Genomic DNA, 23,561 nt, shown 5'->3' with positions numbered 1-23,561 from the left:
GAGGTCGCCATGGAAAGTTTCTGGCTCTGCGAAGACTGCCTGCAGGCGGTCGCCTACGACGACTTCAGTGCGCTCTCGCTGTACTACAGCGAGGCTGAAGTCGAACACCGCATCGCTCTTATGCGCGCCCAACTGCAAGCCCTGCTACCGCTGAGCGCCGATTTCGACCCCCATACCGGCACCGGTATCGAGGCTTTCTCCATGCAACCGTGCGAAGGCTGCCTAAGCCCACTGCACGGCACGCGACATCGCTTCACGCGCCTTTGATCACACACCTAAACCAGCCTGGGGCACGCCCTCAGGAGGGCGCTCCATCTCACACGAGGAATTGCCCATGAACACTGCCTTGAACCTGGTCGACCCGCTCGATCCCGTACTGGCCCAACGCATCCGTGAGGATGCGCTGATCACCGAGGCCCTGCAACTGCTGGACCAGCGTCACTTCCAGCGCGGCGAGGTGCTGATAACCCCCGCTGATGCTGCAGCCTACTTGAAACTGCAACTCGCCCCCTACCACCACGAGGTGTTTGCCCTGCTCTGCCTTGACTCGCGCCACCGTGTGCTGAGCTTCGACATCCTCTTCACCGGCAGCATTGACGGTGCCTCCGTGTATCCCCGCCAAGTGGTCATCAAGGCCCTCGAACACAATGCCGCCGCCGTGATCTTCAGCCACAACCACCCCTCCGGCTGCTCTGAACCGAGCGGCGCTGATCGGGTACTCACCACCCGCCTGACCGAGGCTTTGGCCCTGGTCGAGGTATGTGTCCTGGACCACATCATCGTCGGCGAAGGCACCCCGCTTTCGTTGGCCGAGTACGGCTGGATGTGAAAGCCCACCTTGCCTTTGAGGTCACCGCCCGTTCGGGGTGGCCTCGGCGCTTCCGGAGAATCACCATGCACCCTTCCCTGCCCAATCCGTTTCTTCGCGGTTTCCAAGACCTGCGCTATGAGCGCGTCCTGCAGATCAGCTATGCCGACGATTGCCCGCCGTGCTACCGCACGCTGCATCCGGCTCAGAACGAGCTACCCAACGAAGCCATCACCCTGCAGCCGTGTCTATTCGATGACGACGTCGCGGTGATCACCGACGGTGTGTGCGTGCCCGAGTTTGTGCGCATGCGCTGCCCGGCCGACGGTCTGGTGAACACGGTGCTCTACCAGATCATGGGCAATCAGCTCGGACGCTCGATGCATATCGGCGACCTCGGCAACGTCGAGGCGGCGCAAAACCTGATCGAGCAACTGTCCTTTGCCACCGGACACTACAGCCGCAGTTGGGAGATCAGCAGCGCGCACCTGCCCGCAGACGAGTTCGAGTTCCTGCAGGTGTGCACCTGGTGCAATTCGCCAGCGGGCTTCTTCGGGTGCTTCGAGCTCAACAGCAACCATGCCGTGGGGTGCAAGCTGTACTCGACACCCTGGGTAGCGGCACATGAAGCCAGCAGGATCGGCTGGAGCGCCAGCGAAGTCTGTGCGCGCATGCGCGATGACCATGTCCCGCCGGTGCTGCTCCAGCTGCTGATGCTGGCAGGCCAGGCAGACACCCGCCTGCTGATCTTTGACCCCGACGCCGCACCACTGGCGGAGCTACCGCTCTTCACCGAAGACTGACCAAGGCGCCCTTCCGGGCGCCTTTTTTGTGGCAGCCGACTGAAAAGCTGGCTCGCCGGATTCGGTTTTCCAGTGGGGACTCGCCTCGCGCCTTCGCCATCGTATCGGCAACATTTGTCGAGACATGGTCATGCACACACCCACACTCTCCACCCTCGGTCTGCTGATCGCCCTGGCGGGCTGCAGCACGCCGCCTCCGCCTCCGGCCCCGGCCCCCGCAGCACCACCCGCGTTGCCGGCGGCATTGCCAAAGCCGAAAGCCCAGCTTCCGGCCTGGGTGCGCCGGGACCGTTACACCCTGGTCACCACCCGGCCAACGCTGGAGCAGCGCCAGCCGCTGTATCAATTGGTCAACGTACAAATTGCGCCAGCCCTGCATGCCACCGTCGGTGAAGCCCTGCGTCACGTGCTGCAACGCTCAGGCTACGCGCTGTGTGCCGATAGCGCAGCGGTGGATCGCTTGTTCCGTCGCCCTCTGCCCGCGGTACAGCACCAGCTCGGGCCGATCACGCTGCTGGATGCCCTGACCATCATCGGCGGCCCGGCCTGGCGACTCGACATCGATCCAGTTGATCGGACCGTGTGCTACGCCCTGCGCGTGCCGTCGCCCACTCCCCCCTTTTCGACCCTGGAGCTCACGCCATGAAGGTCCTCCATTTTCAGGCCCTGGTGGTCGGGGCCCTCTGCCTGGGCGCCGCCGTGCTCGCCGCCGAAACCTACAACCATCATCAGCAACTGGCCGAGCTTCAGGCTGCCGCCCGTAACGCCCCGGCCGACCCAGCGCCGGCCTTGCGCCGCGATATCGATGCATTGGGTGCCAGGCTTTCTACGCTGCAGCCGCAGGTCGTGGCGTTGGGCGAGGCGCAAGGTCGACACACTGCGGCGCAGGCCGCCCTCGGCCAGCAGCAGGATGAGCTGGCCGTCTCGCTCAAGGCGCTCCAGGCAGCACCGCCAGGACCAAGCAGCAACGATCTGACGACTTTGGGACAACGGTTGGCCACGACAGAGGCCACGCTCGAGAAACTGTCGACCCGCCCTTCTGCGCCTGCAACCGCCAATACGCAACCGCATGCCTCCACCGGTGAGAAAGCCAAGGCCAAGCCTCTGGCCCCGCCTTTTACCCTGCTGGGTATCGAGACCCGAGGTGGTATCAGGTTCGTGGCTGCCCTGCCCGCCGGCGCCCATTCGCTCAAGACCGTGCACCTGCTACAGCCTGGCGAAAGCTTGAACAGCTGGCAGCTGCGCGCAATCCGCGCGGACCAGGTGGTGTTCCATGTCCCGGGGCATGGCGACCACACATTGCCACTGCCGTGATGAGGTGCGTATGACTCGGATCTCCTTTCTCTCGCTCATCCTGCTCCCCAGTTGCCTGTTTGCAGGTGCGGCATGGAGCGCGCCAGAATTGGTTGACTCGGCCCCGCGGTTCAGCGAACAGACACTGTTAGATCGACAGCCATCCGCTGCGGCTCGGGCCAAGGCCTGGGGGCTGACCGATGATGAGTGGGCTAAATTTGAGCGCCTGCAGGCCGGGCCCCGCCACTACTGGTCGCCGCAGCTCGACCCACTCACCACCCTGGGGGTGGAAGCCGACTCGGACCAGGAACGGCAACGCTACGCCGAGCTGCAAGTCCGTCTCGAAGCCAAACGCGCCGAGCGCGAACTGGCCTACCAGAAAGCCTACACCGCCGCCTGGGCGCGGCTGTTCCCGGGCATGCTGCCCGTACAGGGCATGGCCGATGATCCAGCAGCCACCGCTGCTGGCCGCTTTGCCCTGTTTGTGGAGGAACGCTGCCCACCCTGTGTCACCAACACCCAGCAGTGGCTGCGTAGCGGCGCGCGCCTCGACGTGTACCTGGTCGGCAGCCAGGGTGACGATGGGCGTCTACGCCAGTGGGCACGTGGCGCAGGCATTACCCCCGCCCAGGTCAGCAGTGGCCAGGTCACCCTCAACCATGACCGCGGCCGCTGGTTCGCCCTGGGCGCCAGCCGCCCCTTACCGGCGCGCTACCAGCAGGTGGACGGGGAATGGCAGCGCATCGACTGATCCTCGCGCTGGCCTTGACCTGCGCCACGGCCGTTCACGCGGACGCGCTGCCGCCGCCTGCGTATCAACTGGCCGCCGCGCGCGCCGGAATCCCCCCGTCCGTGCTGTTCGCCATCGCCCTGCAGGAGAGTGGTACGCCACTACGCGGTCACCTCATGCCCTGGCCTTGGACCCTGAATGTCGCCGGCACGCCGCAGCGCTTCGCCCGTCGTGATGAGGCGTGTGCCGCACTCAAACAGGCACTGGCCCGCCACGATCCCAAGCGCATCGATGTCGGGCTGGGTCAGACCAACCTGGGCTACCACCCCGATCGCTACCGCAGCGCCTGCGAGGCTCTCGATCCTCGCGCCAACCTGGCCGTCACTGCCGAGCTGCTGCGCGCTCACTATGCCGACAGCGGTGACTGGGTCTTGGCGGCGGGCCGCTATCACCGCCCTGCCGGCGGTAAACCTGCAGCGCGCTACCGCCGACAGTTCAGCCTGCACTGGCAGCGTGTCCAAGCGCTCGTGGCATCTCCGAGAGGGCCGCAGCCATGAACCGTCGGTGCTGGGTAACGCTGTGTATTTGTCTCTGGTGGACGGTTGGCGCGCTCGCGGCCCCCAGCCAGTTGCCCGATCCCCGCGCGCTGACGTGGGCTCTGCCCGTACACAGCACACGCCTGTCACCCGGTGCCGTGTCGCCAAGGATATTGAAGCTGCCAGGGTTCACGCCGCTGTTCCTGGTCGGGCACGACGCCGCCTCTCTGGAATGGTTGGCCCAGCATGCACAGAGGCTTCAGGACCTGGGCGCCAGCGGCCTGGCGGTTGAAGTGGCCGACGCCCAAGCCTTGCGCAGCATCCAGGCGGCAGCCCCGGGGTTGGACATCTGGCCGGTGAGTGGCGACGACATCGCCGAGCGCCTGGAACTGCAGCACTACCCGGTGCTGATCACGCCCACCGGCCTGGAACAGTGAGGGCTCATCATGAGCGAGCATGCGATGGAGGCCCTGCTGCGCCCTGCGGTGGAGCTTTACACCGTGGGCATCTGTGCCGGTGCCGGCGCGCTGTGCCTGCATTCGCCCTGGGCGGTGGCCCTGTCGCCCGAGGTGGGGGCAGGCATGGCCCTGGCCTATACCGCATTCGGCCTGAAGCGGCTTAACGAGGCACGGATCGTCCTGCGCTATCGGCGCAACATCCGCCGCCTGCCGCGCTACTCGCTGACCAGCCGACAGATTCCGGTAAGCGGCAAACGTCTGTTCATGGGCCGCGGTTTTCGCTGGACCCGCCTGCACACCCAGCGTCTGCTCGAAGCGCAGGACCCAGCGCTGGCCCGCTACGTCAATCAATCAACCGCTCACCAGTGGGCGCGCCGGATGGAACACCTGCTGGAGAAGGCCCCACCCGGGCTGTCGCTGCTGCCCCGCCTGACCGCCTGGGACAGCCCATTCAACCCGTTGCGGCCGCTGCCGCCAGTGGGTGGCTCACCTCTGCTGCATGGCGTCGAGCCGAAGGAGCAGGAAGCCAGCTTGCCGCTGGGAGAGCGAGTCGGGCATACCCTGGTGCTGGGCACCACGCGGGTCGGCAAGACACGCCTGGCCGAGGTGTACATCACCCAGGACATCCACCGCCCTACTCAGGAAGTGGTGATTGTCTTCGATCCCAAAGGCGATGCCGATCTGCTCAAGCGCATGTACGTGGAAGCGCGCCGCGCCGGCCGCGAGCATGAGTTCTACGTGTTCCATTTGGGCTGGCCGGAGATCTCCGCCCGCTACAACGCCATCGGCCGCTTCGGCCGCATTTCCGAAGTTGCCACTCGCATCGCCGGTCAACTGAGCGGCGAAGGCAACTCGGCGGCGTTTCGCGAGTTTGCCTGGCGTTTCGTCAACATCATCGCCAGGGCCCTGATCGAGCTCGGCCGGCGCCCCGACTACCTGCAAATCCAGCGGCATGTGGTGAACATCGATGCGCTGTTCATCGAGTACGCCCAGCACTTCTTCGCCCGCCATGATCGTCAGGCCTGGGAAACGATCGTGCAAATCGAGGGCCGGCTGAACGAAAAGAACATACCGCGGCACATGATCGGCCGGGAAAAGCGCGTGGTCGCCATCGAGCAGTATCTGACCGCCAAGCGCATCTTCGATCCAGTGATGGATGGCCTGCGCTCAGCGGTGCGCTACGACCGCACCTACTTCGACAAGATCGTGGCTTCACTGCTGCCACTCCTGGAAAAACTCACCAGCGGCAAGACCGCACAACTGCTCGCCCCCAACTACACCGACCTCGACGACCCACGGCCGATCTTCGACTGGCTGCAGGTCATCCGCAAACGCGGCATCGTCTACGTTGGCCTGGATGCGCTGTCCGATGCTGAGGTCGCCGCCGCAGTCGGTAACTCAATGTTTGCCGACCTGGTTTCCGTCGCTGGCCATATCTACAAGCACGGTATCGATCATGGTCTGCCAGGCTCCTCCAGCGCTGCGGACAAAGTGTCGATCAACCTGCACGCTGACGAATTCAACGAACTGATGGGCGACGAGTTCATTCCGCTGATCAATAAGGGGGGTGGCGCCGGTATCCAGGTCACCGCCTACACCCAGACCTTGAGCGACATTGAGGCGCGTATCGGAAACCGGGCCAAGGCCGGCCAGGTCATCGGCAACTTCAACACCCTGCAGATGCTTCGCGTGCGGGAAACCGCCACCGCCGAATTGCTGACCAATCAGTTGCCCAAGGTCAATGTGCAGACCCGAACCCTGGTCTCTGGCGCGACGGACACCGCCGATCCTGATGCCCGAACCGACTTCACCTCCTCCTCGCAGGATCGGGTCACCACCACCGCCGTACCACTGATCGAACCGGCGCACATCATCGCCTTGCCCAAGGGGCAGATGTTCTCGTTCCAGGAAGGGGGGCAGCTATGGAAAGTGCGTATGCCATTGCCCAAACCCGCCAGTGACGACCAAATGCCGGCGGACCTGCAAACCCTGGCCGCGCGCATGCGCGAGTCCTACAACGCCAATGCGGGGAGTTGGTGGAGCAGCGCTGGCGGTGCACCGACGATCAATTTCGATCCAGATATGCCTCCCCCCGGGCGCAGAAACTCTCAATGAGCGCGCTTTAAGCAACCGGATATTCTGGAGTCCATATGCCGCCGCCCCCAGCCAGCCCAACTCCCCCACAGCGAAGTCCGGGGCTCATTATCGGCATGCTCGAGCTGTGTCTGCGAATGCTCGGGCTGTTGTTCGCTTCGCTGATATTCTCCATTTTTCTGGAATTTGTAGGCATGCTTTGGTTCTGGCCCGAGCAGGGCTGGCATCACAGCCATGCGATGTGGCTGAGTGAGCTCGGCTGGCTCAGTAATCACTTCAAGAATTCTTTGCTCGTGCAAGAGCCGGCGCAAGCGACCGCCAAGATACTCGAACACTTGAACGACTGGGTCGTAGTGCGCTCTGGATGGGCGCAATCTGACACCCAGCTAAAACTGCTTAGTCGAGAAGCGTCAGTCCAGGGGCAGTTCGCGCATGTCTACGTTGTGATGCAGGACTATCTGCTGGCGGCCCTGTTTACGGTCTTTACTTTCGTAGCGCGGCTGGCCGTTCTCATACTGGCGATGCCGTTGTTCCTGCTTGCGGTGATCACCGGAGCGGTCGATGGGCTGATGCGTCGCGACCTGCGCAAGTTCGAAGCGGGCCGGGAGAGCAGTTTTGTGTACCATCGAGCGAAGCGTACATTGCTGCCGCTGATGGTAAGCCCTTGGGTGATCTACCTCTCCCTTCCCTTCTCGATGAATCCCATTTGGGTGCTACTACCATGTGCTGCACTACTCGGATGGATGGTGGCAATAACAGCTGCGACTTTCAAAAAATACCTTTGAATGTCCTCTATCGATCCAAGCTGTGTGACAACGCCTGCGTTTGTCTAATATCCCGATCGTCGAGATCTTGCCGAGGACGATCATGAAGCGATTAATCGAAACGTTGCTGACCGCGTGCCTGTGCGATTACATCATCTAACAAAATCAGTTCGGTTGGTCGATGATTTCGTCGATGAACTCGACCATGGAGCACTCGGCCTTTTTACCAATCACTACGCTCACGCGCGAGCGGTGAAAAAGAGTCGTGTACTGCGTGAATACGCACCGGGCGCAAGCCGCGAAATGAATAAAAAAGCCACGGCCTTGCGGCGCTCTCTTGCAGTGCTCAGTCCACATCATGGGGCGTGCGTTTTCCAGGCCTCATATCGGGCCAACAATGGTTGGACGCTCAAGCCATGAAACAGAATGCTCAACGCTACAACGGATAGAACCAAGTTGATGCTCTGCGCAGCGTAAGCGGGAATGCGAGCATATCGCCCAGCATGATCCCTGCAGCAACCTGGGAATCCTCGAGCCCTTCCACATCCCCTTTGGCGACGGGAGGACGCTGGCATCTGGGAGCTACCGGAACAGCGGCACTACACAATGTCCAAAATCAGCTGCTGGCAAGTCTTGAGCCGGGCCATCGAGTTGGCCGATGGCGGTCATCTTCCCACCCCATGCCGGGAGCGGTGGGATCGCGAGCGGCAAAGGATTAAGGAATGGATTGAGGTCAACTGCTGGAGTGAGAAACACCAAGCCTATCTGTTCTACCCAGACAGTGACCGCTTGGATGCTTCGGTAGCACTCGCTGTCCGATTCGGTTATCCCAGCGTGGAACGGCTACGCAGCACGCTGGAGGCTGTTCAAAATGAGCTGGGTGCCGGCGCTTTCCACTATCGCTACAGCCAGGCTCAGGAGGAGGAAGGTTGCTTCCTGGCCTGTACGTTCTGGTTGGTCGAAGCTTGGGCAATCTTAGGTCAGCAAGATAGAGCCGAGGCCGCTTATGCCGAATCACTGAGCGGGTTATCGCGGGGGGTAGGCATCTACTCGGAAATGATCGATCCGCAGAGTGGCCAGTACCTGGGCAACCTACCGCAGGGTCTGACGCACCTGGCTGCGCTTCGGGCAGCGCTGGCCATTGGTGGCTACCGCCCTGACCGACGAGGTCAGCCATCGAGAGCGTTGAACGCCGCCGCTTGGCCAAGAGTCGATCATGAGTAAGTTCGCTTCTCCGTAGCTGGGAAAAAACGTATGGAACATTGGATTGGATTACTAGAATGGCCAGCCATGATAATAACCGTGCTGGCAGCGTGATGCATCGGTTCCCGCTCTCCGGGGAGGAGGAAGGTTGGCTTCTGTTGTTTCATCGCAAGCAATGTCTTGAGGGCCGTCTGGGGCTGGCAGGCAGAGGCCTGGGCTTTGATCATCCTGCAGTTCTGCCTATGCGCCATGAATCTGCGAGGATGGCGGAAGAACACACAGTTGGAAGCTTCTAGGTAATGGGGCGTGGCCGGTGCTTCCTTCCTTGGAAGCATCTATGCAGGGCTCAAGCTGCTGGTTTGAGCACCACCTTCGTCCAACCATCATCCCGTGCATCGAAGTGCTTGTAGGCATCAGGGCCCTCTGCAAGCTTCAGACGATGAGAGATGATCTGGGAAGGCTTGGCACGCCCATGATGAATGAGCTCTGCAAGACGGCGGTTATAGGCTTTTACATTCGCCTGGCCTGTGCGAATCTGTTGACCTTTGAACCAGAACGCGCCGAAATCGAAGGCCATTTTGCCCTGTTTCGCCAGGTCGTTCTTCGCACCAGGGTCTTCAGGTACGAACACTCCCACAACGCCAATGCCACCAGTAGCCTTGGTAGAAGCGACCAGGTTGTTCATGGTCAGGTAGTTCGCTTCATGGCCATGTTTGTCGCAGCACTGGTAGCCGACGCACTCGCATCCCCGGTCGGTGCCTTTGCCATGGGTCAGGTTCAATATCTCTTCCACAGCCTTCTTCTCGACTGCGTTGATAGGGGTTGCACCAAGCTGCGCGGCAAGCTGTAGGCGATCCGGCTGGTTGTCGATCACGAATACCTGAGAGGCACCTTTGATGATTGCCGAGTGCGCAGCCATAAGCCCGACAGGCCCCGCACCATAGATTGCGATGCTCTCACCAGGCAGCAAGCCAGCCAGTTCTGTTGCGTGCCAACCGGTGGGAAAAATGTCCGAGAGCATGACGTAGTCATCTTCTCGTTCCTGGGCATCCTCCGGCAGTACCAGGCAGTTAAAATCTGCATACGGAACGCGGAGCAGCTCCGCCTGACCGCCTTGATAGGGCCCCATCTCGGCAAAACCGTAAGCGGCGCCGGCAGACCCTGGGTTGGCCGTCAGACAGAATCCTGTGAGGCCTTTCTCGCAGTTCTCGCAGAATCCACAGCCGATATTGAATGGCAGGCAAACTCGATCACCGACTTTTACCCGGTCAACCCCGGCGCCCACCTCAATCACTTCGCCGAGGTTTTCATGGCCAAAAACTCGACCTGTCTCGAAAGACGTCCGGCCTTCGTACATGTGGAGGTCGGAGCCACAGATGTTGGTAGTGGTGATCCGCACCAGAACGTCGGTGGGCTTCTCGATTTTAGCGTCCGGGACATCCTTGACCGCGACGTCACGTGGGCCGTTGTACACGATGGCTTTCATGTTGAACTCCCAAAAGTCAGGGGCGGCGGAAAAGCGCCCTACCCTGTTCTGGTAACCGCTGAGTTCAAGGTGTTCCGTACAACACGTCATTGGCCAGATCAGCGGCGCTAATCATTATTGCTCTAAGGATTCAACCGACCAGCAGATTATTACACTGCTGCTCTTTCCGTTCGGGCTCTGTGGATCTCTCTACTCCAAAACGAAGATCCGGATATCCATTTAATGCACGCTAAAAACTGCTTGACTCATCAGGGTGGATGCCAGATACCCGGCTGGACTTCACCATGAACACTTCCTCTTCCGCCCTGTTACTTTCCTGTGTGGTGTCGCTCGGTGCCGTCGCTCAAGACGCGCCTGAGCGCGCAGATCTCGGCCTGGCTCAGCGGCAGATCACTGCCATCGAATTGTTGGCCGCCCGCGCCAGCAGCGGCTCAGTCGATGCGGCAGGTGCACGCTATCGCTTCGACTATTCGAGGTTCGCTGCGGACCTCAAGCGTATGCGTCAAGGCATCCACAAATACCTATCGCCCTCGCGTGCGCAGCCAGCTGATCTGGTCGAGCTGACCGGTGATTACCGTGCTGAAGCGCCTCACTCGGGTACCTCCGATGAGCATGACTGATGCCCAACTCAGCGCGTTTTCGGCCGTGGCCGGATTTACCCCGCAGCTCAGTTCGGTGATGTGGCGCTCATCGGTGCTCGTGCTCGCATTGCTCTGGTGCACCTGGGCGCTGTGGACCGGCTACCGCGGCTGGGCGGCTGGCAACCTGAATTTCGGTGCGCTCGGCGGCAGCACGCTACGCCTGGCCCTCGCCCTAATCGTGTTGATGTTTTTCATGCTGTCGTAATCAGGAGACATTGCCATGAACCTCTCCCGTCGTTGCCATCGCCCGCTCGTTCTGTTGCGGGAATCCTATTCTCAAGTCCTGTTCGGGGGCCTGGTGCTGCTGAGCTCGACGCTAGCCTGGGCTGACCTGCCGACCATGGAGGCGCCTTCCCGCGGCGAAGGCTCTGGACTGATCGACACCATCAAGAACTATGCCTACGACGGCGGCATCCTGCTCGGTCTGTTGATCGCCACCCTCGCCTTCCTCGGCGTAGCCTGGCATTCGCTCACCGTCTACGCCGACGTGCAGAACCAGCGCAAGACCTGGAAGGACCTCGGCGCCGTGGTCGGCGTCGGCGCCCTGCTGGTGGTGGTGATCCTGTGGTTCCTCACCAAAGCCGCGACGATCCTGTGAGGTCACTATGTCCGATGCCCCAGTCACGCTGCCTGATGGCACATTGACCTTCCTGCCGGAGCGCCTCAACCGAGACCCCGCCGTTCTCCGCGGGCTCACCAACGACGAGATGTGGGTCACCCTAGTGGTCGGTGCCGGGCTGGGAGTAATTCTCGGTGCACCGCTGGCGGTGGCCACCGCCTCCATTGCCACCCTCCCCACTTGCATGTTCATCTGCATGGCGCTGGTGTTGCTGGGTGGCGGCAAGCTGATGCGCCGAGCCAAGCGCGCCCGCCCGGAAACCTGGCTGTATCGTCGCCTGCAATGGCATCTGGCAGTGCACTGGGGTGTCGGCACTCATCAGTTGATCCTGCACTCGGGGCCTTGGACCGTGCGCCGGACGCGTCGACACGCGAGGGCTACGCCATGAGCCGCTTCCGCAACAAAGTGGATGCGCAGCAGGCGCATATCTTCAGCCTGCGCCTGGCAGTTTCGATCCTGGCACTGCTGTGCTGCGGGCTTTGGTACGGCTGGCAGTCGTCGCCCTCCGAGCTGACCATTCACGTGCCGCCTGATCTGCGCTCCGGCAGTACGCGCAAGTGGTGGGATGTACCGCCAGAAAACATCTACGCCTTCGCGCTGTACATCTTCGGCCAGCTCAACCGGTGGCCCACCGACGGCGAGGTCGATTACCACCGTGCCATCTTTGCCCTGCAGCCCTACCTGACACCGGCGTGCAAGACCTTCTTCGATGGTGACTTTGAGTACCGAAAGGCTGCCGGCGAACTGCGCGGCCGGGTGCGCGGCGTATACGAGGTGCTAGGCCGCGGCTACAGCGACGATCCCGACCTGCGAGTGAAGCAGCTGGATAAGCACAGCTGGCTGGTCAAGCTCGACCTCAACGCCGACGAGTACTACGCCGCCGAGCCGGTGAAGCGCGTGGTCGTGCGCTACCCGCTGCGTGTGGTGCGCTTCGACGTCGACCCCGAGCACAACAAGTGGGGCCTCGCCCTGGACTGCTACGAAGGCACACCGCAGAAGCTGACGCTGCCTGGAGGTGCGGGATGATACGTGTCTTGATCATGATGCTGGCGGTAGCCGCAGGCTGGTGTTCTGCAGTCGGTGCGGTCGAGGTCAAATACTGGGATCGCCTGCCGCTGGCCGTTCCACTTACGGTGGGCCAGGAGCGCGTCCTGATGCTGGATGAGGATGTTCGCGTGGGGGTGCCGGGCACGATCGCCGGTAAGCTGCGTGTGCAGTCCGTCGGCGGTACGGTGTATCTGCGCGCCGCTGACACCCTTCCCCCAACCCGGTTGCAACTGCAGTCGGTGAAATCAGGCGACATCATCCTGATCGACATCGAGGCGCTCGAGGGCAGCGAGGCACTGGAACCGGTCAAGATCGTGGCCCAGGCTTCGGCACCGGACGTGGAAGCTGTGAAGGACACGTCACCTGCAGAGACCCCGGTACCGGTGGTGCTCACCCGCTATGCGGCGCAGAACCTCTATGCGCCCCTGCGTACCGTGGCACCTCTACCCGGTGTGCGGCGGGTGCCGCTGAGCAACTCCGCCGCGTTCAGCACCTTGCTGCCCACCGAACGGGTTTCGATCAAGGCACTCGCAGCCTGGCGGCTAGGCGACTACTGGGTTACCGCGGTAAAGATCGTGAATCGCGGCCCTGGCAAGGTGGCATTGGACCCGCGCCATTTGCAGGCCACGCTGTTCGCCGCAACCTTCCAGCACGCGGACCTCGGTCTCGCCGGCACACCTGAAGACACCACCCTGGCCTATCTCGTCACCCACGGCGGCGACCTGATGCATGCGCTGCTGTTGCCCCCGCCAAAGCCGGAGGCTGACGATCATGAAAGCTAATGGCCTGCTGAAATGGTTGGTGCCTGCGGTCCTGCTGGGCATCGTACTGATTATCATCAAATCGTGGGTGGCCGCTCCAGATGGCCAGCCCACTCACGATCCGGACAAGGCCACACTAACTGCCGAGCAGGCCAAGGCCTTGGGCATCGCCGGCGACACTCCGCGCGACACCGTGGCCACGTTGATCGGCCAGGTCAAGGCAATGCGCAGCGAGATGCAGACGCTAAAGAAAGGCAACGATGCCCTGCAGACCGAGAACAACCGACTGCGCACGCGCGAAGGCAATATCGATACGCGCATCCAGAGCACGCTGAGCAGTGTCACCCAACAGGTCACCGAGCAGCGCCAGCAGGCCAACGATGCTCGGCAGAAGGCCGAGCAGCAGCACCGCGAGACTCAGGTGCTACTCTCCAGGCTCAAGGACCAGCTCGCCGGTAAGCCAACCAGGAAGTCGGATGTGCCTGCGGGCTTCGGTCTTGAGCCAGGCGACGAGCAGCAGTTTGCAGGCCCTCAGGCACCGGCAGATGCGGTGCAGTGGATCGAACCTTCGAATGCACGCGCCGGCCAGGAGGACACCGGCAAAGCCGACGGGCCGCTGTCGTCGCTGACAGCCAAGTTCAAGGACTTGCACGGCCTGGACAACAACGCCATCGACCGTGGCCAGGACCGCTTGCGCGCCGTCGCCAAAGGCGACCGTGACCTGGAGAACGTTCAGGACCGTACCGAAGGTGCCCGGCCCGTCTACACGATCCCCGAGAATTCGACGCTCATGGGCTCAATCGCCATGACAGCACTGATTGGCCGGGTGCCGGTGGACGGCACAGTGAACGATCCCTATCCGTTCAAGGTGCTGGTAGGGCCAGACAACCTCACTGCCAACGGCATCGACCTGCCGGACGTGGTCGGCGCGGTCATGAGCGGCACCGCCGCCGGTGACTGGACGTTGTCTTGCGTGCGCGGCCAGGTCGAGTCGATCACTTTCGTCTTCAGCGACGGTACTGTCCGCACGGTGCCGCAGCCGCAGAAGGTCGTCAGCCGCAATCGCAGCAGCACGCAGACCTCGGACACCGAGAAAATCCGCGGCGGCCTGGGCTACATCTCCGACCCTTACGGCATCCCCTGCATTTCCGGCGAGCGCCGCTCCAACGCTCAGCAGTACCTGGGCAGCCAGAGCCTGATCACCGCGGCCGGCGCCGGCTTTGCCGCAGCGTTGGGCAGCGAGCAGACCAACACCTCGTTCATCAACTCGGCCAGCGGCAGCCTGGGCCTGTCCCAGAACAGCGGCAACAGCGCGCTGAACTCGGTGATCAGCGGTGGCATTGGCGACATCCGTGAGTGGATCAACAAGCTCTACGGCGAAGCCTTCGCCGCCATCTACGTGCCCCCTGGGGCCAAGGTGGCCGTGCACCTGGACCACGAAATCAGCATCGACTACGAACCCAAAGGCCGGAGAGTGAACCATGAAAGCCCATCCGTATCGGTACTGGATCTGGATTAGCCTGCTGCTCGGCCTGCACCTGGCCGGCTGCTCCACCAGCAAGGAAGAAATGCTGCCCCACGGCGAACACACCATGCTGGATATTTGGAACGGCGGTGGCTCGGTCGGTACTCAGCAACAGCTATTGGAGGCGCGTGGAGAACTGCGTCGTCCGGTGCTTGATCCCGAGCGCCTGATCAACGACCAGAGCGCCTATACGCGGACGGCGGCCAACGAGATCCGTGCCCAGTTCCCGCGCCTGCCCAACCCGGACTTGGTCATGTATGTGTACCCGCACTTGGCCGGTACTCAGCAGACGCCGGTGCCAGGCTATTAGACCGTATTCCCGTTGTACGAGAAGGTCCAGTACGCGCTGCCCGGCGAGCGCCTGGACGATCTGTGATGGACGATGACGCGACTCGCGACCCGCCGCGCTGGCAGCCTTGGCGCCCCATACAGCGTCGGCGGGCTACGCTGGCCGATGAGGCCGCGCAATACGCGCACAACCCCAGCTTCGCCGACCATCTGCCCTGGGTCGAATACCTCGAAGATAAGCAGTGCTTTCTGCTCGACGACAACCGATCGGTGGGTGCTGTGTTCGAGCTGCAGCCGATCGGCACCGAGGGTCGCGAGCCCGAATGGTTGATGGCAGCGCGCGATGCGCTGGAAGATGCGTTGCAAGACAGCTTCGACGAGTTCGACCAGGCGCCCTGGGTGGTGCAGTTCTTCTGCCAGGACGACAGTGACTTCGCCCCGTACCTTGAACGCCTAGAGCGCTATATCGCACCACGCGCGCGAGGTACGCCGTTCACCGAAGCCTTCCTTGCGTCGATGCAGCGTCACCTCGACGCCGTCGGCAAACCGGGCGGGCTGTTCGACGACCATGTGGTGTCTCACCTCCCCTGGCGCGGCAGCAATCGGCGGATTCGTCTGGTGGTCTATCGCTGGCTCGGAGAGCAGGCCGACGATGATGGGCAGAACCCGGTTCAGCTGTTGAACCGCACCTGCGACCGCCTGATGGCCTCGCTGCAGGCCTGCGGAGTCAGCCCTCGACGCCTGACCGGGCGTGACTTCTACGCTTGGTTGCTACCTTGGTTCAACCCGGCTCCTGCCCTCACTGGCGAATCCCCCGCCGCGTTCTATCGACGTGTGCCCTACCCGGAAGTGGATAACGGCGAGGAGCTGCCGCTGCCGTTCGACCACGATTTCGCCGAGCGGCTGTTCTTTCAGGAGCCGCACTCCAATAGCGAGCAGGGTCTGTGGTACTTCGATCAGCAGCCCCACGCTGTGATGGTGGTCGACAAGCTGCGCAGGCCACCACATATCGGCCAGCTGACCGGCGAAACGCGCAAAGGCGAAGCGTTGAATGCCTTGTTCGATCAGTTGCCCGAGCAGTCGGTGATGAGCCTGACCTTGGTGATCACGCCCCAAGATGTGCTCGAGGAGCAGCTCAACCGACTGGCACGCAAAGCTATCGGTGAGAACCTCGCTTCGACGCAGACTCGACAGGACGTGGAAGAAGCCCGCGCGCTGATTGGTCGCCAGCACAAGCTGTACCGCGGCACGTTGGCACTGTACTTGCGCGGTGCCGATGAACAGCAGTTGCGCCAGCGCTCGGTCCAAGCTGCCAACGTCCTGCTCGGCGCCGGCCTGCAGCCGGTGCGCGAGGGCGATGAAGTGGCCGCGTGCAACAGCTATCTGCGCTGGTTACCGATGGTCTACAACCCGGCGCGGGACACACGCAATTGGTACACCCGACTGCTGTTTGCCCAGCACGTCGCCAACCTGCTGCCGCTTTGGGGACGTAGCATCGGTACCGGCAACCCGGGCATCACCTTCTTCAACCGCGGTGGCGCGCCGTTGTCATTCGACCCGCTGTCGCGCTTTGACCGCTCCATGAACGGCCACCTGCTGTTGTTCGGCCCGACCGGCGCCGGCAAGTCGGCCACCCTGGTTTCAATCCTGATGCAGGTCATGGCCGTGTACCGGCCGCGACTGTTCATCGTCGAAGCGGGCAACTCCTTCGGCCTGCAGGGCGACTATTTCGCCACACTCGGGCTGTCCGTTAACAAGGTTCAGCTCAAACCGGGCAGCGATGTGAGCCTGGCGCCGTTCGCCCATGCCCGGCGCCTGATCGAACATCCGGACCAGGTCGCGAGCTTGTCGACCGAAGACCTGGATGAGGCCGAGCCGGACAACGATGAACAGCGCGATGTGTTGGGCGAGCTGGAGATCACCGCGCGGCTGATGATCACCGGCGGCGAAGCCAAGGAAGAAGCGCGCCTAACCCGGGCAGACCGCAGCCTGATCCGCGAATGCATCCTTGAGGCCGCCCGGCACTGCGCGACGACTGAGCAGCAGGTGCTGGCCCGGCATGTCCGCGATGCCCTGCGTAAGGTGGCCAGCGACACCCACCTGCCCGACAAACGCCGTGAGCGTGCGCAGGAGATGGCCGAGTCCATCGACCTGTTCTGCCAGGGGTTTGAGGGTGCCCTGTTCGACCGGCCCGGCACACCCTGGCCGGAGAGCGACGTGACGATCGTCGACCTCGCCACGTACGCCCGTGAGGGTTACGAGGCGCAGATGTCCATCAGCTACATCAGCCTGATGAACACGGTGAACAACATCGCCGAGCGCGATCAGTACCTGGGGCGACCGATCATCATGGTCACCGACGAAGGCCACATCATCACCAAGAACCCGCTGTTGGCCCCCTTTGTGGTCAAGGGCACGAAGATGTGGCGCAAGCTCGGCGCCTGGTTCTGGCTGGCGACGCAGAACATGGCCGACTTGCCCGATGCGGCGCAGACCATGCTCAACATGATCGAGTGGTGGATCTGCCTGAATATGCCGCCAGCAGAAATCGAGGAGATCGCTCGCTTCAAGAAACTCACGCCGGCGCAGAAAGCGCTGCTGCTCTCCGCGAGCAAGGCCTCGGGCAAATACACCGAAGGCGTAGTCCTGTCGAAGAACCTAGAGACGCTGTTCCGCGCGGTACCACCGAGCCTGTACCTCGCGTTAGCCATGACCGAGCCCGAGGAAAAAGCTCAGCGCTGGCGATTGATGGAAGAGCACCAGCAGTCCGAGCTGGAAGCCGCCCTGCAGGTCGCGGCAGAGATTGATCGCCTGCGCGGCATCTCGTGAACGACACCGTCAGGGCTATCCGAGCCCTTTTGTTAAGCGAGAATCGACAGGAGTACATTTGTACTCCATCGCCATTTTGCTTATCTCGCGCCGCTAAATCGAGCGCCCGACGAAACCGATCACCCCGGACTCGGTTTGTCCGCCCTCCTCCAGCACCGGATCCGGGATGCTGAAACTTGGCGCACGGATGCACACCGCTGCCACCTGCCGAGCGTTGCCCATGAACGTCACCGCCCTCACCAGAAGCAAAGCGCCGAAACCCAGAAAGGCTCGCCGTGGCCATGCCTTCACCGCGGCAGCTCTGCTGGTCGCCGCCGAGCAGTGTCTGGCATTGACCACGCCTACCCTTATCGCTTCCGTCACTTCACTGCAGTGCCTGGAGTATCGGATCGTCGGGATCTGCTACTGGCTGCTCTGTACGCCCTTCGGCTGTACGGTGCGAACCTCACCGAAGATCCGTCACTTCATTCCCGAGCTGGTGGTATCGAGCTATGCCGACACCGGCGCCAATCCCTGGAGCGAGATGTCGGCGCTGTCGGCACCGACGCCGGCATCGCAAGGGGGTGGCAACCTGATCACGCCTTCGCCGCAGCGCGATAACCTGCCCCGATTCAAGAATGTCGACGGCATTGGGCATCCCGGCGGGGCAGCCCTCACCGCTTTGGCGCACACGTTCGGCTATGCATGCCCGAGCGGAGGCGTGCCGTTTGTGCCCTACTACCTCAGTACACTCGACCCGCTGGCGTGGCGCCAGGCGATTCCCGAGTCTGTCTACCCGCAAGCACTGGTCCCGGGGATGCGCGAAATTGGCAACCAGGCTCTCGGGGACATGTGGGGCAGCGTGTATCCGCGCCACGGTTTTCTGGTGCAGCCCGATGATTTCAAGGCAGCTGCCGTGATGGCCCAGCGCGCCAGCGACTTCATCACCCGCGTCGGCCAGCCGCACGTTTATCTACCGCTGCAGCCGATGCCGGCTCCCGGCTATTGGCCGCCCCAGCCGGTGATGGAGAACAACGTCAACAACCACCGCTGGCAGTTGCTGGTCCCGGTGATCCAGAACACCTGCGCCATCTTCCCCAGCCCAACGATCCAGAGCGCCGACGGCGCCTATGCCTGGTCGCTGTGGCGGCCCTACCGCTGCTGCCAACGTATGGGTCAGACTTTTCTGTTCAGCATCAACTTTGATGGAGGTCAATGATGAAAAACCTCGCGCTCGGGTTGGTCTGCTTCCTCGTGTGTGCCGCAGGCCATGCCGCAGAGAACGGCTACCACCTCGGTGACCAGGCACCGGTCCTGGACGACCGCGTGATGTACACCATCGGCGGCGGCTCCGCGGCGGGAGCGCCCTCCTCGCTTTACCGTCCCAACGGCCTCGGCGTCGGCATGTCCTGGCGCGCCAACATGATGTGCGGAAACATGAACCTCTCGAACACCCTGCAGAACCAACTCAATGGTGCCACACAGGGCTTCCAGCAGATCATGGGCAACGTCATCCAGAACGCCACACAGGCGGTCATGTCGCTTCCGGCAATGATCATCCAGCGCGCCAACCCCGGGCTGTATGAGCTGCTGAGCAATGGCGTGCTGCAGGGGCGCATCGACTTCGATCGTTCCAAGCTCACCTGCCAGGCGATGGCCGCGAAAATGGCCGACAAGGTCGACCAGGCCGGCTGGGGCGCGCTGGCTCAGAATCAGGAAATGCAGCACAACCTCGAGCAGTCCGGCGGTGATGCCGTAATGGCGGTGAAGGATACCGAGTCGAACAACGGCAACAACGGCGTCAGCTGGGTCGGCGGGCACAAAGCCGGTGGCAACGGCCAGCAACCCATCCGGGTTACTTCGGATGTGGTCAAGGCCGGCTACAACCTGCTGCACAACCGATCCGCCGAGGACACCTCAGCCCTCGGTTCGGCTTGCCAGAATGGCGCCATCTGCCAGGCATGGTCAAGCCCCGAGGACGCCTCAGAATGGGCGACACGGGTACTCGGTGAAACCGAGGTGGAAACCTGCGATGACTGCGAGACGTTGCGAGTCACCGCCGGTACGGGCCTGTCTCCATTGATCCAGGAAACCTACACGGAACACCTGGAAGGACTGCAGCACATGGTCTCGGGTGCCAACCAGCCTACCCCAGAGAACCTCAGCAAGGTCTCCAGCCCCTTGTTGCAGGTCTCCCGCGGCGTCATCGAGGGGCTGCGCGATGACCCCGACCAGAACTTGCTGGCCCGGCGCCTGGCCAGTGAGACCGCGCTGTCCAGCGTGATCTACAAGGCGATGCTGCTACAGCGCACGCTGTTCGCCGGCAGCCACGAACCGAACGTGGCATCGGCGCAGCCCGCCACCACCGCCCTCAACAGCAACGTCGAAACCCTGGAACGGGAGATCCGCCTGCTGCAAACCGAGCTGCAAGTACGCCAGTCACTGGCCACCAATACCGCCAGCCTGGTCCTCGATCGTCACGCCGGCGGTGCTGACGCCTCGCGGAACATCGATCAACGCGACCCGGAGCCGGACCGACTGCGTCGGGCTGAACAGGAGAGGAGCACGCCATGATCCCGCTTTCTGTGAGGTCCTCGATCGCCCACGTGCTGCTGATCCTCGGCACCATGCTGATCATGTTGCTGATTGCCTGGATGGCACTACAACTGCCCGCCGCCCAACTGGATTGGCTCGCACCAACGCGGTCAACTGCCACCTACTTCGCGTGGTGGCGCGTCCTGCTGTACACCCTGATCTTCACCGGTTGGGCCGCCGCGTTGCGCATACGGCCTGCGCCTGTGGACCAGCAAAGACTAAAGCGTCTGGGATTGATCGGCTTCAGCTCGATCATCCTGGTCGAACTGTCTCGCGTGTGAGGTGTAGCCATGAGCATGAGCACCAACAGCTACCTCGAGTACTACCTGTCGCTGCTGGCCTGGATCATCAACAACGGCATCTGGAACACGCTGGCGGACACCGGGCTGTTCGCCGCCCCCTTCGGCGCGATCATCCTGCAGGAGTGGCTATCGGCGCGCCAACAGGGGGCCGACGAGGGAAACAAAGGTCTGCTATCGATCCCTCGCGTCGAGAACCGCTTGTGGATGAGCTACGTGGTCATTCTGTTTGGCTGCATGCCGTTCTTCCCGCTGAACCTGTCCTCTGTGACTTTCGACGATGCCGCGAGCCAGCGCTGTGGGGTGTCCATGGCCAGGCCCGCCGACACGGCCTGGGGCACGAGCTTCAATACCATCGGCGAGAAATCAGCGAACGTGCCGGTGTGGTGGTTTCTCGTGCATGCCATGAGCAAAGGCATCACCGCCGCAGCGACCGCGTCGATTCCCTGTGCACCCGACATCCGCGCGATGCGCATGGAGATCGACAGCTCGCGCATCAATGACCAGGTGCTACTGCAGGAAGTCGCCGACTTCACGCGGGATTGCTACGGCTTTTCGCGCTCGCGGCTGTTCACCAATCGCCCCGAGCTGGACGAGTCACAGAGCTACGACGCGTCCTGGATTGGCTCGACGTACCTTCTCAACACACCGGGCTACTACGATACCGACCGCTCGCGAACGCCCCGGGTCGATTGGCCGTACGACGAGACGCGAGACACCTCCCTGCCGCAGCTCGACAGCGGCGCCGGCTACCCCACCTGCAAGCAGTGGTGGAGCGACGGCACGATCGGACTGCGCGATCGCTTGGTGGCCGCGGTTGATTCATCACTGCTATCGCAGCTACGGGGCTGGCTGACGGGGCGCACCTCTGCGGAGGTCGAAGATGCAACTCTGCGCGAGCTGGTGAGCCCACGCCAGCAGTCATTGAGCATGGCGCCTGGGCAGGTGTTCCAGGACTACGGCAGCAGCGCCCGCGGCGGTTCGCTGACGCAAGGGCTGAACAACCTGGCCACCAACACCGGCCTGGCCCTAGGCTCGTTCAGTAATTTCCCGGCAATGAATGCGCTACGCGCAGCATTGCCGATGGTCCAGGCCTTCTTGATCATGGGAACGATTATCAGCCTGCCGCTGGTACTGCTGATCAGCACGTACCAGCTCAAAGCGCTAATGACGATCACGTTCGCGCTGTTCACGCTGCACATGCTCACCTTCTGGTGGGAGCTCGCGCGCTGGATCGACTCGAGCATGCTCGAAACGCTGTACAACCAGGTATCGGTCACAGACCAGGCGCTGTTGTCGTTGCCGACAGCAGGCCTCATGGACGGGACAGTTACCGCGCAGGTGATCGAATACGTCATGGGCGCTATGTTTTTAGTACTACCGATGTTTTTTCTCGGCGCGATGAGCTGGGCGGGTTACAACGTTGGCAGCAACGTTCAAAGCTTGCTAACTCAAGGCGCAGAAAGCGCCAAACTCCAAGCAGGAAAAGGATCGTCCCACATCGTTGGAGGCGCCCACAAGCTCAAGTAATCACAACTAACGAAGTGATCCGTGATCATCGTACATTTCAGGATACTTTAAACGATGACGAGGATGGCTTACCTCAAAGACATCGGGCTCATTGTCGGGTGCAGAAATAGGCAGCGCCGCTATGGTCCACAAAGCAACCATTCCGATTGCTATGACCAACGCAAACGACGCAACAGCGAGCAATAGGAGCAGCTTGCAAAGCTGCAAAGCGATTTGCCGATGTTTGAACGGCACTGAAGCCAATATGTTGGAGTGCAACACTGACAATTCGAGGCGGCGCACCCTCCGACCAGCACCAACCGCAGCACTGATGAGATGCCTGCCGATGCCGGTCCGGCCAGAAGTCGAGGATGCTGAAGTCGACATTTGATTGCCTCCGATACCCGTCACTGCGATCGCGGCCAAGCCGCTACCGCGAATTTGGATCCAAGCTCTAGCTTACTCCTCCGTCGCTAAATTCCATGACCGTTGATCACTCGGACTAAGCGGATTATCGCCGGTGGCGCTCATTGGATAGGGAACATTGCATCCACCGAAAAGCGCCATTGACGCTACATCGGTTCGCTTGGTAAACCAATTATGCAATCGCTGGTTTTCCAGCACCCCAGGTAGCCGTAACCTTTGAGGCTACGTCACGATGTGATGGTTACCCCAAAATGCGATTCGCGTTCGGCAGCTCGCATGGTCATCGTTCCCCGGTGATGAACGCTTGCTAATTCCCAGGGTTCGCTGACCCTGCGTCTTCGTTGCACCCTACTCACATCCATTCCAGTGCTGGGAACTCTCCCACACAGGGCGGCGTTCCTCCGCACCCTCTGGAGGATCTCATCATGCTGCGTTTCAGAGGCACTGAACTTCACGCCGTGTTGGCCGAGGCCGGTATCAATGGTTGCAGATTGATATTGGTGAAGGACCACGGTGTTTACCTCATGTCCGAGATCGGCGAAAGCAAACCGGATGGCGGTGGCCGCAAACGCGTGGCCTATGCCACTGGCTGCAACCCCAACGTCGACGACTTCGACACCTGGTGGAATCGCGCCCGCGATGTATTCGGCGGCGATGATTTTGCCGAGTACTTCGACATCGATGATCCTGTCCTCGCCAGCCTTCGAGGCACTGCAGGATCGCTGGTGGTAGAGGCTACCTCCACCCACCTGTACCTGGCCGCCGAGGTTGATCCGGCAGGCAAATCTTGAACGCAGAAGCGAGCTCCACGCTTACCCAGAGCGGCACCTTAACCGGCCTCTCTGGGCTCCTCTCGCATCCTTTTTCA

Annotated in this window: 27 protein-coding genes and 2 pseudogenes; 26 read left to right on the top strand and 3 right to left on the bottom strand. The window is 62.1% G+C overall.

The window, feature by feature from the left end:
* Nucleotides 1-9 precede the first annotated feature (9 nt).
* The 12 genes and pseudogenes from DMX12_RS01360 (at nt 10) to DMX12_RS29675 (ending at nt 8,989) form a co-directional block, all read left to right on the top strand.
* On the top strand, nt 10-267 hold the full coding sequence (locus tag DMX12_RS01360) for a hypothetical protein (RefSeq protein WP_110675823.1): 258 nt from the start codon (nt 10-12) through the stop codon (nt 265-267).
* 67 nt (nt 268-334) lie between these two features.
* Nucleotides 335-829, top strand: a complete 495-nt coding sequence (locus DMX12_RS01355; protein ID WP_110675821.1) for a JAB domain-containing protein — start codon at nt 335-337, stop codon at nt 827-829.
* Between the two features lie 65 nt (nt 830-894).
* The gene (locus tag DMX12_RS01350; protein ID WP_110675819.1) at nt 895-1,611 is read left to right on the top strand and encodes a hypothetical protein; all 717 of its coding nucleotides are present in this window, start codon (nt 895-897) and stop codon (nt 1,609-1,611) included.
* A gap of 130 nt (nt 1,612-1,741) precedes the next feature.
* Nucleotides 1,742-2,257: a PilL N-terminal domain-containing protein gene (locus tag DMX12_RS01345; protein ID WP_177411214.1), complete on the top strand. Its 516-nt coding sequence runs from the start codon at nt 1,742-1,744 to the stop codon at nt 2,255-2,257.
* Nucleotides 2,254-2,925, top strand: a complete 672-nt coding sequence (locus DMX12_RS01340) for a hypothetical protein (protein WP_110675815.1) — start codon at nt 2,254-2,256, stop codon at nt 2,923-2,925. Before DMX12_RS01345 ends, DMX12_RS01340 begins: the two co-directional genes overlap by 4 nt.
* Nucleotides 2,926-2,935: 10 nt before the next feature.
* Entirely contained in the window at nt 2,936-3,655 is a 720-nt protein-coding gene (locus DMX12_RS01335; protein WP_110675813.1) for a TIGR03759 family integrating conjugative element protein, read from the top strand.
* Nucleotides 3,637-4,191 carry a glucosaminidase domain-containing protein gene (locus tag DMX12_RS01330; RefSeq protein ID WP_110675811.1) on the top strand — a complete coding sequence of 185 codons (555 nt, stop codon included), beginning with the start codon at nt 3,637-3,639 and terminating at the stop codon, nt 4,189-4,191. The genes DMX12_RS01335 and DMX12_RS01330 overlap by 19 nt, the downstream gene beginning before the upstream one ends.
* Nucleotides 4,188-4,607: an integrating conjugative element protein gene (locus DMX12_RS01325; RefSeq protein ID WP_110675809.1), complete on the top strand. Its 420-nt coding sequence runs from the start codon at nt 4,188-4,190 to the stop codon at nt 4,605-4,607. The genes DMX12_RS01330 and DMX12_RS01325 overlap by 4 nt, the downstream gene beginning before the upstream one ends.
* Nucleotides 4,608-4,616: 9 nt before the next feature.
* A complete protein-coding gene (gene traD, locus DMX12_RS01320; RefSeq protein ID WP_110675807.1) occupies nt 4,617-6,743 on the top strand; it encodes a type IV conjugative transfer system coupling protein TraD in 2,127 nt (708 codons plus the stop codon).
* A gap of 35 nt (nt 6,744-6,778) precedes the next feature.
* Nucleotides 6,779-7,507: a TIGR03747 family integrating conjugative element membrane protein gene (locus DMX12_RS01315; RefSeq protein ID WP_110675806.1), complete on the top strand. Its 729-nt coding sequence runs from the start codon at nt 6,779-6,781 to the stop codon at nt 7,505-7,507.
* Nucleotides 7,508-7,996: 489 nt separating this feature from the next.
* A complete protein-coding gene (locus DMX12_RS01300) occupies nt 7,997-8,710 on the top strand; it encodes a glycoside hydrolase family 15 protein (RefSeq protein WP_110675803.1) in 714 nt (237 codons plus the stop codon).
* A 30-nt stretch (nt 8,711-8,740) separates the two neighbouring features.
* Nucleotides 8,741-8,989 (top strand): annotated as a pseudogene (locus DMX12_RS29675) (hypothetical protein).
* A 46-nt stretch (nt 8,990-9,035) separates the two neighbouring features.
* On the opposite strand, the gene DMX12_RS01290 reads toward DMX12_RS29675, so the two are convergent.
* On the bottom strand, nt 9,036-10,175 hold the full coding sequence (locus DMX12_RS01290; RefSeq protein ID WP_110675999.1) for a glutathione-independent formaldehyde dehydrogenase: 1,140 nt from the start codon (nt 10,173-10,175) through the stop codon (nt 9,036-9,038).
* 284 nt (nt 10,176-10,459) lie between these two features.
* Here DMX12_RS01290 and DMX12_RS01285 point away from each other — a divergent pair, with 284 nt between their 5' ends.
* From DMX12_RS01285 to DMX12_RS01245, 9 genes and pseudogenes are all read left to right on the top strand, one after another.
* The gene (locus tag DMX12_RS01285) at nt 10,460-10,795 is read left to right on the top strand and encodes an RAQPRD family integrative conjugative element protein (protein ID WP_177411212.1); all 336 of its coding nucleotides are present in this window, start codon (nt 10,460-10,462) and stop codon (nt 10,793-10,795) included.
* Nucleotides 10,782-11,021, top strand: coding sequence for a TIGR03758 family integrating conjugative element protein (locus tag DMX12_RS01280; protein ID WP_012315164.1), 240 nt, complete (start codon nt 10,782-10,784; stop codon nt 11,019-11,021). Before DMX12_RS01285 ends, DMX12_RS01280 begins: the two co-directional genes overlap by 14 nt.
* A gap of 15 nt (nt 11,022-11,036) precedes the next feature.
* Nucleotides 11,037-11,414, top strand: coding sequence for a TIGR03745 family integrating conjugative element membrane protein (locus tag DMX12_RS01275; RefSeq protein WP_100773722.1), 378 nt, complete (start codon nt 11,037-11,039; stop codon nt 11,412-11,414).
* 7 nt (nt 11,415-11,421) lie between these two features.
* The gene (locus DMX12_RS01270; protein WP_110675799.1) at nt 11,422-11,823 is read left to right on the top strand and encodes a TIGR03750 family conjugal transfer protein; all 402 of its coding nucleotides are present in this window, start codon (nt 11,422-11,424) and stop codon (nt 11,821-11,823) included.
* On the top strand, nt 11,820-12,461 hold the full coding sequence (locus DMX12_RS01265; RefSeq protein WP_064492718.1) for a PFL_4703 family integrating conjugative element protein: 642 nt from the start codon (nt 11,820-11,822) through the stop codon (nt 12,459-12,461). The genes DMX12_RS01270 and DMX12_RS01265 overlap by 4 nt, the downstream gene beginning before the upstream one ends.
* A complete protein-coding gene (locus tag DMX12_RS01260; protein ID WP_110675797.1) occupies nt 12,458-13,264 on the top strand; it encodes a TIGR03749 family integrating conjugative element protein in 807 nt (268 codons plus the stop codon). The genes DMX12_RS01265 and DMX12_RS01260 overlap by 4 nt, the downstream gene beginning before the upstream one ends.
* Nucleotides 13,254-14,762, top strand: coding sequence for a TIGR03752 family integrating conjugative element protein (locus DMX12_RS01255; RefSeq protein ID WP_110675795.1), 1,509 nt, complete (start codon nt 13,254-13,256; stop codon nt 14,760-14,762). The genes DMX12_RS01260 and DMX12_RS01255 overlap by 11 nt, the downstream gene beginning before the upstream one ends.
* Nucleotides 14,725-15,144 (top strand): annotated as a pseudogene (locus DMX12_RS01250) (TIGR03751 family conjugal transfer lipoprotein). Before DMX12_RS01255 ends, DMX12_RS01250 begins: the two are co-directional and overlap by 38 nt.
* A complete protein-coding gene (locus DMX12_RS01245) occupies nt 15,144-17,885 on the top strand; it encodes a conjugative transfer ATPase (protein WP_110675793.1) in 2,742 nt (913 codons plus the stop codon). The pseudogene DMX12_RS01250 and the gene DMX12_RS01245 overlap by 1 nt, the downstream one beginning before the upstream one ends.
* 93 nt (nt 17,886-17,978) lie before the next feature.
* On the opposite strand, the gene DMX12_RS29670 is transcribed toward DMX12_RS01245, so the two are convergent.
* Nucleotides 17,979-18,107, bottom strand: coding sequence for a hypothetical protein (locus tag DMX12_RS29670; protein ID WP_256127447.1), 129 nt, complete (start codon nt 18,105-18,107; stop codon nt 17,979-17,981).
* Between DMX12_RS29670 and DMX12_RS01240 the strand changes: the two genes are divergently transcribed.
* The 4 genes from DMX12_RS01240 to DMX12_RS01225 are packed head-to-tail and all read left to right on the top strand — an operon-like array spanning nt 18,106 to nt 22,288.
* On the top strand, nt 18,106-19,083 hold the full coding sequence (locus DMX12_RS01240) for a TIGR03756 family integrating conjugative element protein (RefSeq protein ID WP_110675791.1): 978 nt from the start codon (nt 18,106-18,108) through the stop codon (nt 19,081-19,083). The genes DMX12_RS29670 and DMX12_RS01240 overlap by 2 nt on opposite strands.
* Complete coding sequence (locus DMX12_RS01235; RefSeq protein ID WP_110675789.1) at nt 19,083-20,438, top strand: integrating conjugative element protein; 1,356 nt, start codon at nt 19,083-19,085, stop codon at nt 20,436-20,438. Before DMX12_RS01240 ends, DMX12_RS01235 begins: the two co-directional genes overlap by 1 nt.
* The gene (locus DMX12_RS01230; protein WP_110675787.1) at nt 20,435-20,740 is read left to right on the top strand and encodes a hypothetical protein; all 306 of its coding nucleotides are present in this window, start codon (nt 20,435-20,437) and stop codon (nt 20,738-20,740) included. Before DMX12_RS01235 ends, DMX12_RS01230 begins: the two co-directional genes overlap by 4 nt.
* A gap of 9 nt (nt 20,741-20,749) precedes the next feature.
* Nucleotides 20,750-22,288, top strand: a complete 1,539-nt coding sequence (locus tag DMX12_RS01225; protein WP_110675785.1) for a conjugal transfer protein TraG N-terminal domain-containing protein — start codon at nt 20,750-20,752, stop codon at nt 22,286-22,288.
* Between the two features lie 6 nt (nt 22,289-22,294).
* On the opposite strand, the gene DMX12_RS01220 is transcribed toward DMX12_RS01225, so the two are convergent.
* Nucleotides 22,295-22,654 (bottom strand): hypothetical protein, encoded by a 360-nt coding sequence (locus DMX12_RS01220; protein ID WP_110675783.1) that lies wholly within the window; start codon nt 22,652-22,654, stop codon nt 22,295-22,297.
* Nucleotides 22,655-23,118: 464 nt separating this feature from the next.
* On the opposite strand from DMX12_RS01220, the gene DMX12_RS01215 reads away from it, so the two are divergent.
* On the top strand, nt 23,119-23,484 hold the full coding sequence (locus DMX12_RS01215) for a DUF3085 domain-containing protein (RefSeq protein WP_110675781.1): 366 nt from the start codon (nt 23,119-23,121) through the stop codon (nt 23,482-23,484).
* Nucleotides 23,485-23,561: the final 77 nt, after the last annotated feature.

The sequence above is a fragment of the Pseudomonas sp. MB-090624 genome (assembly GCF_003205245.1).
Classification (GTDB): Bacteria; Pseudomonadota; Gammaproteobacteria; order Pseudomonadales; family Pseudomonadaceae; genus Aquipseudomonas; species Aquipseudomonas juntendi.
The sequence above is the reverse complement of the archived record's forward strand: the minus strand, read 5'-3'. Positions and strand labels throughout refer to the sequence as shown.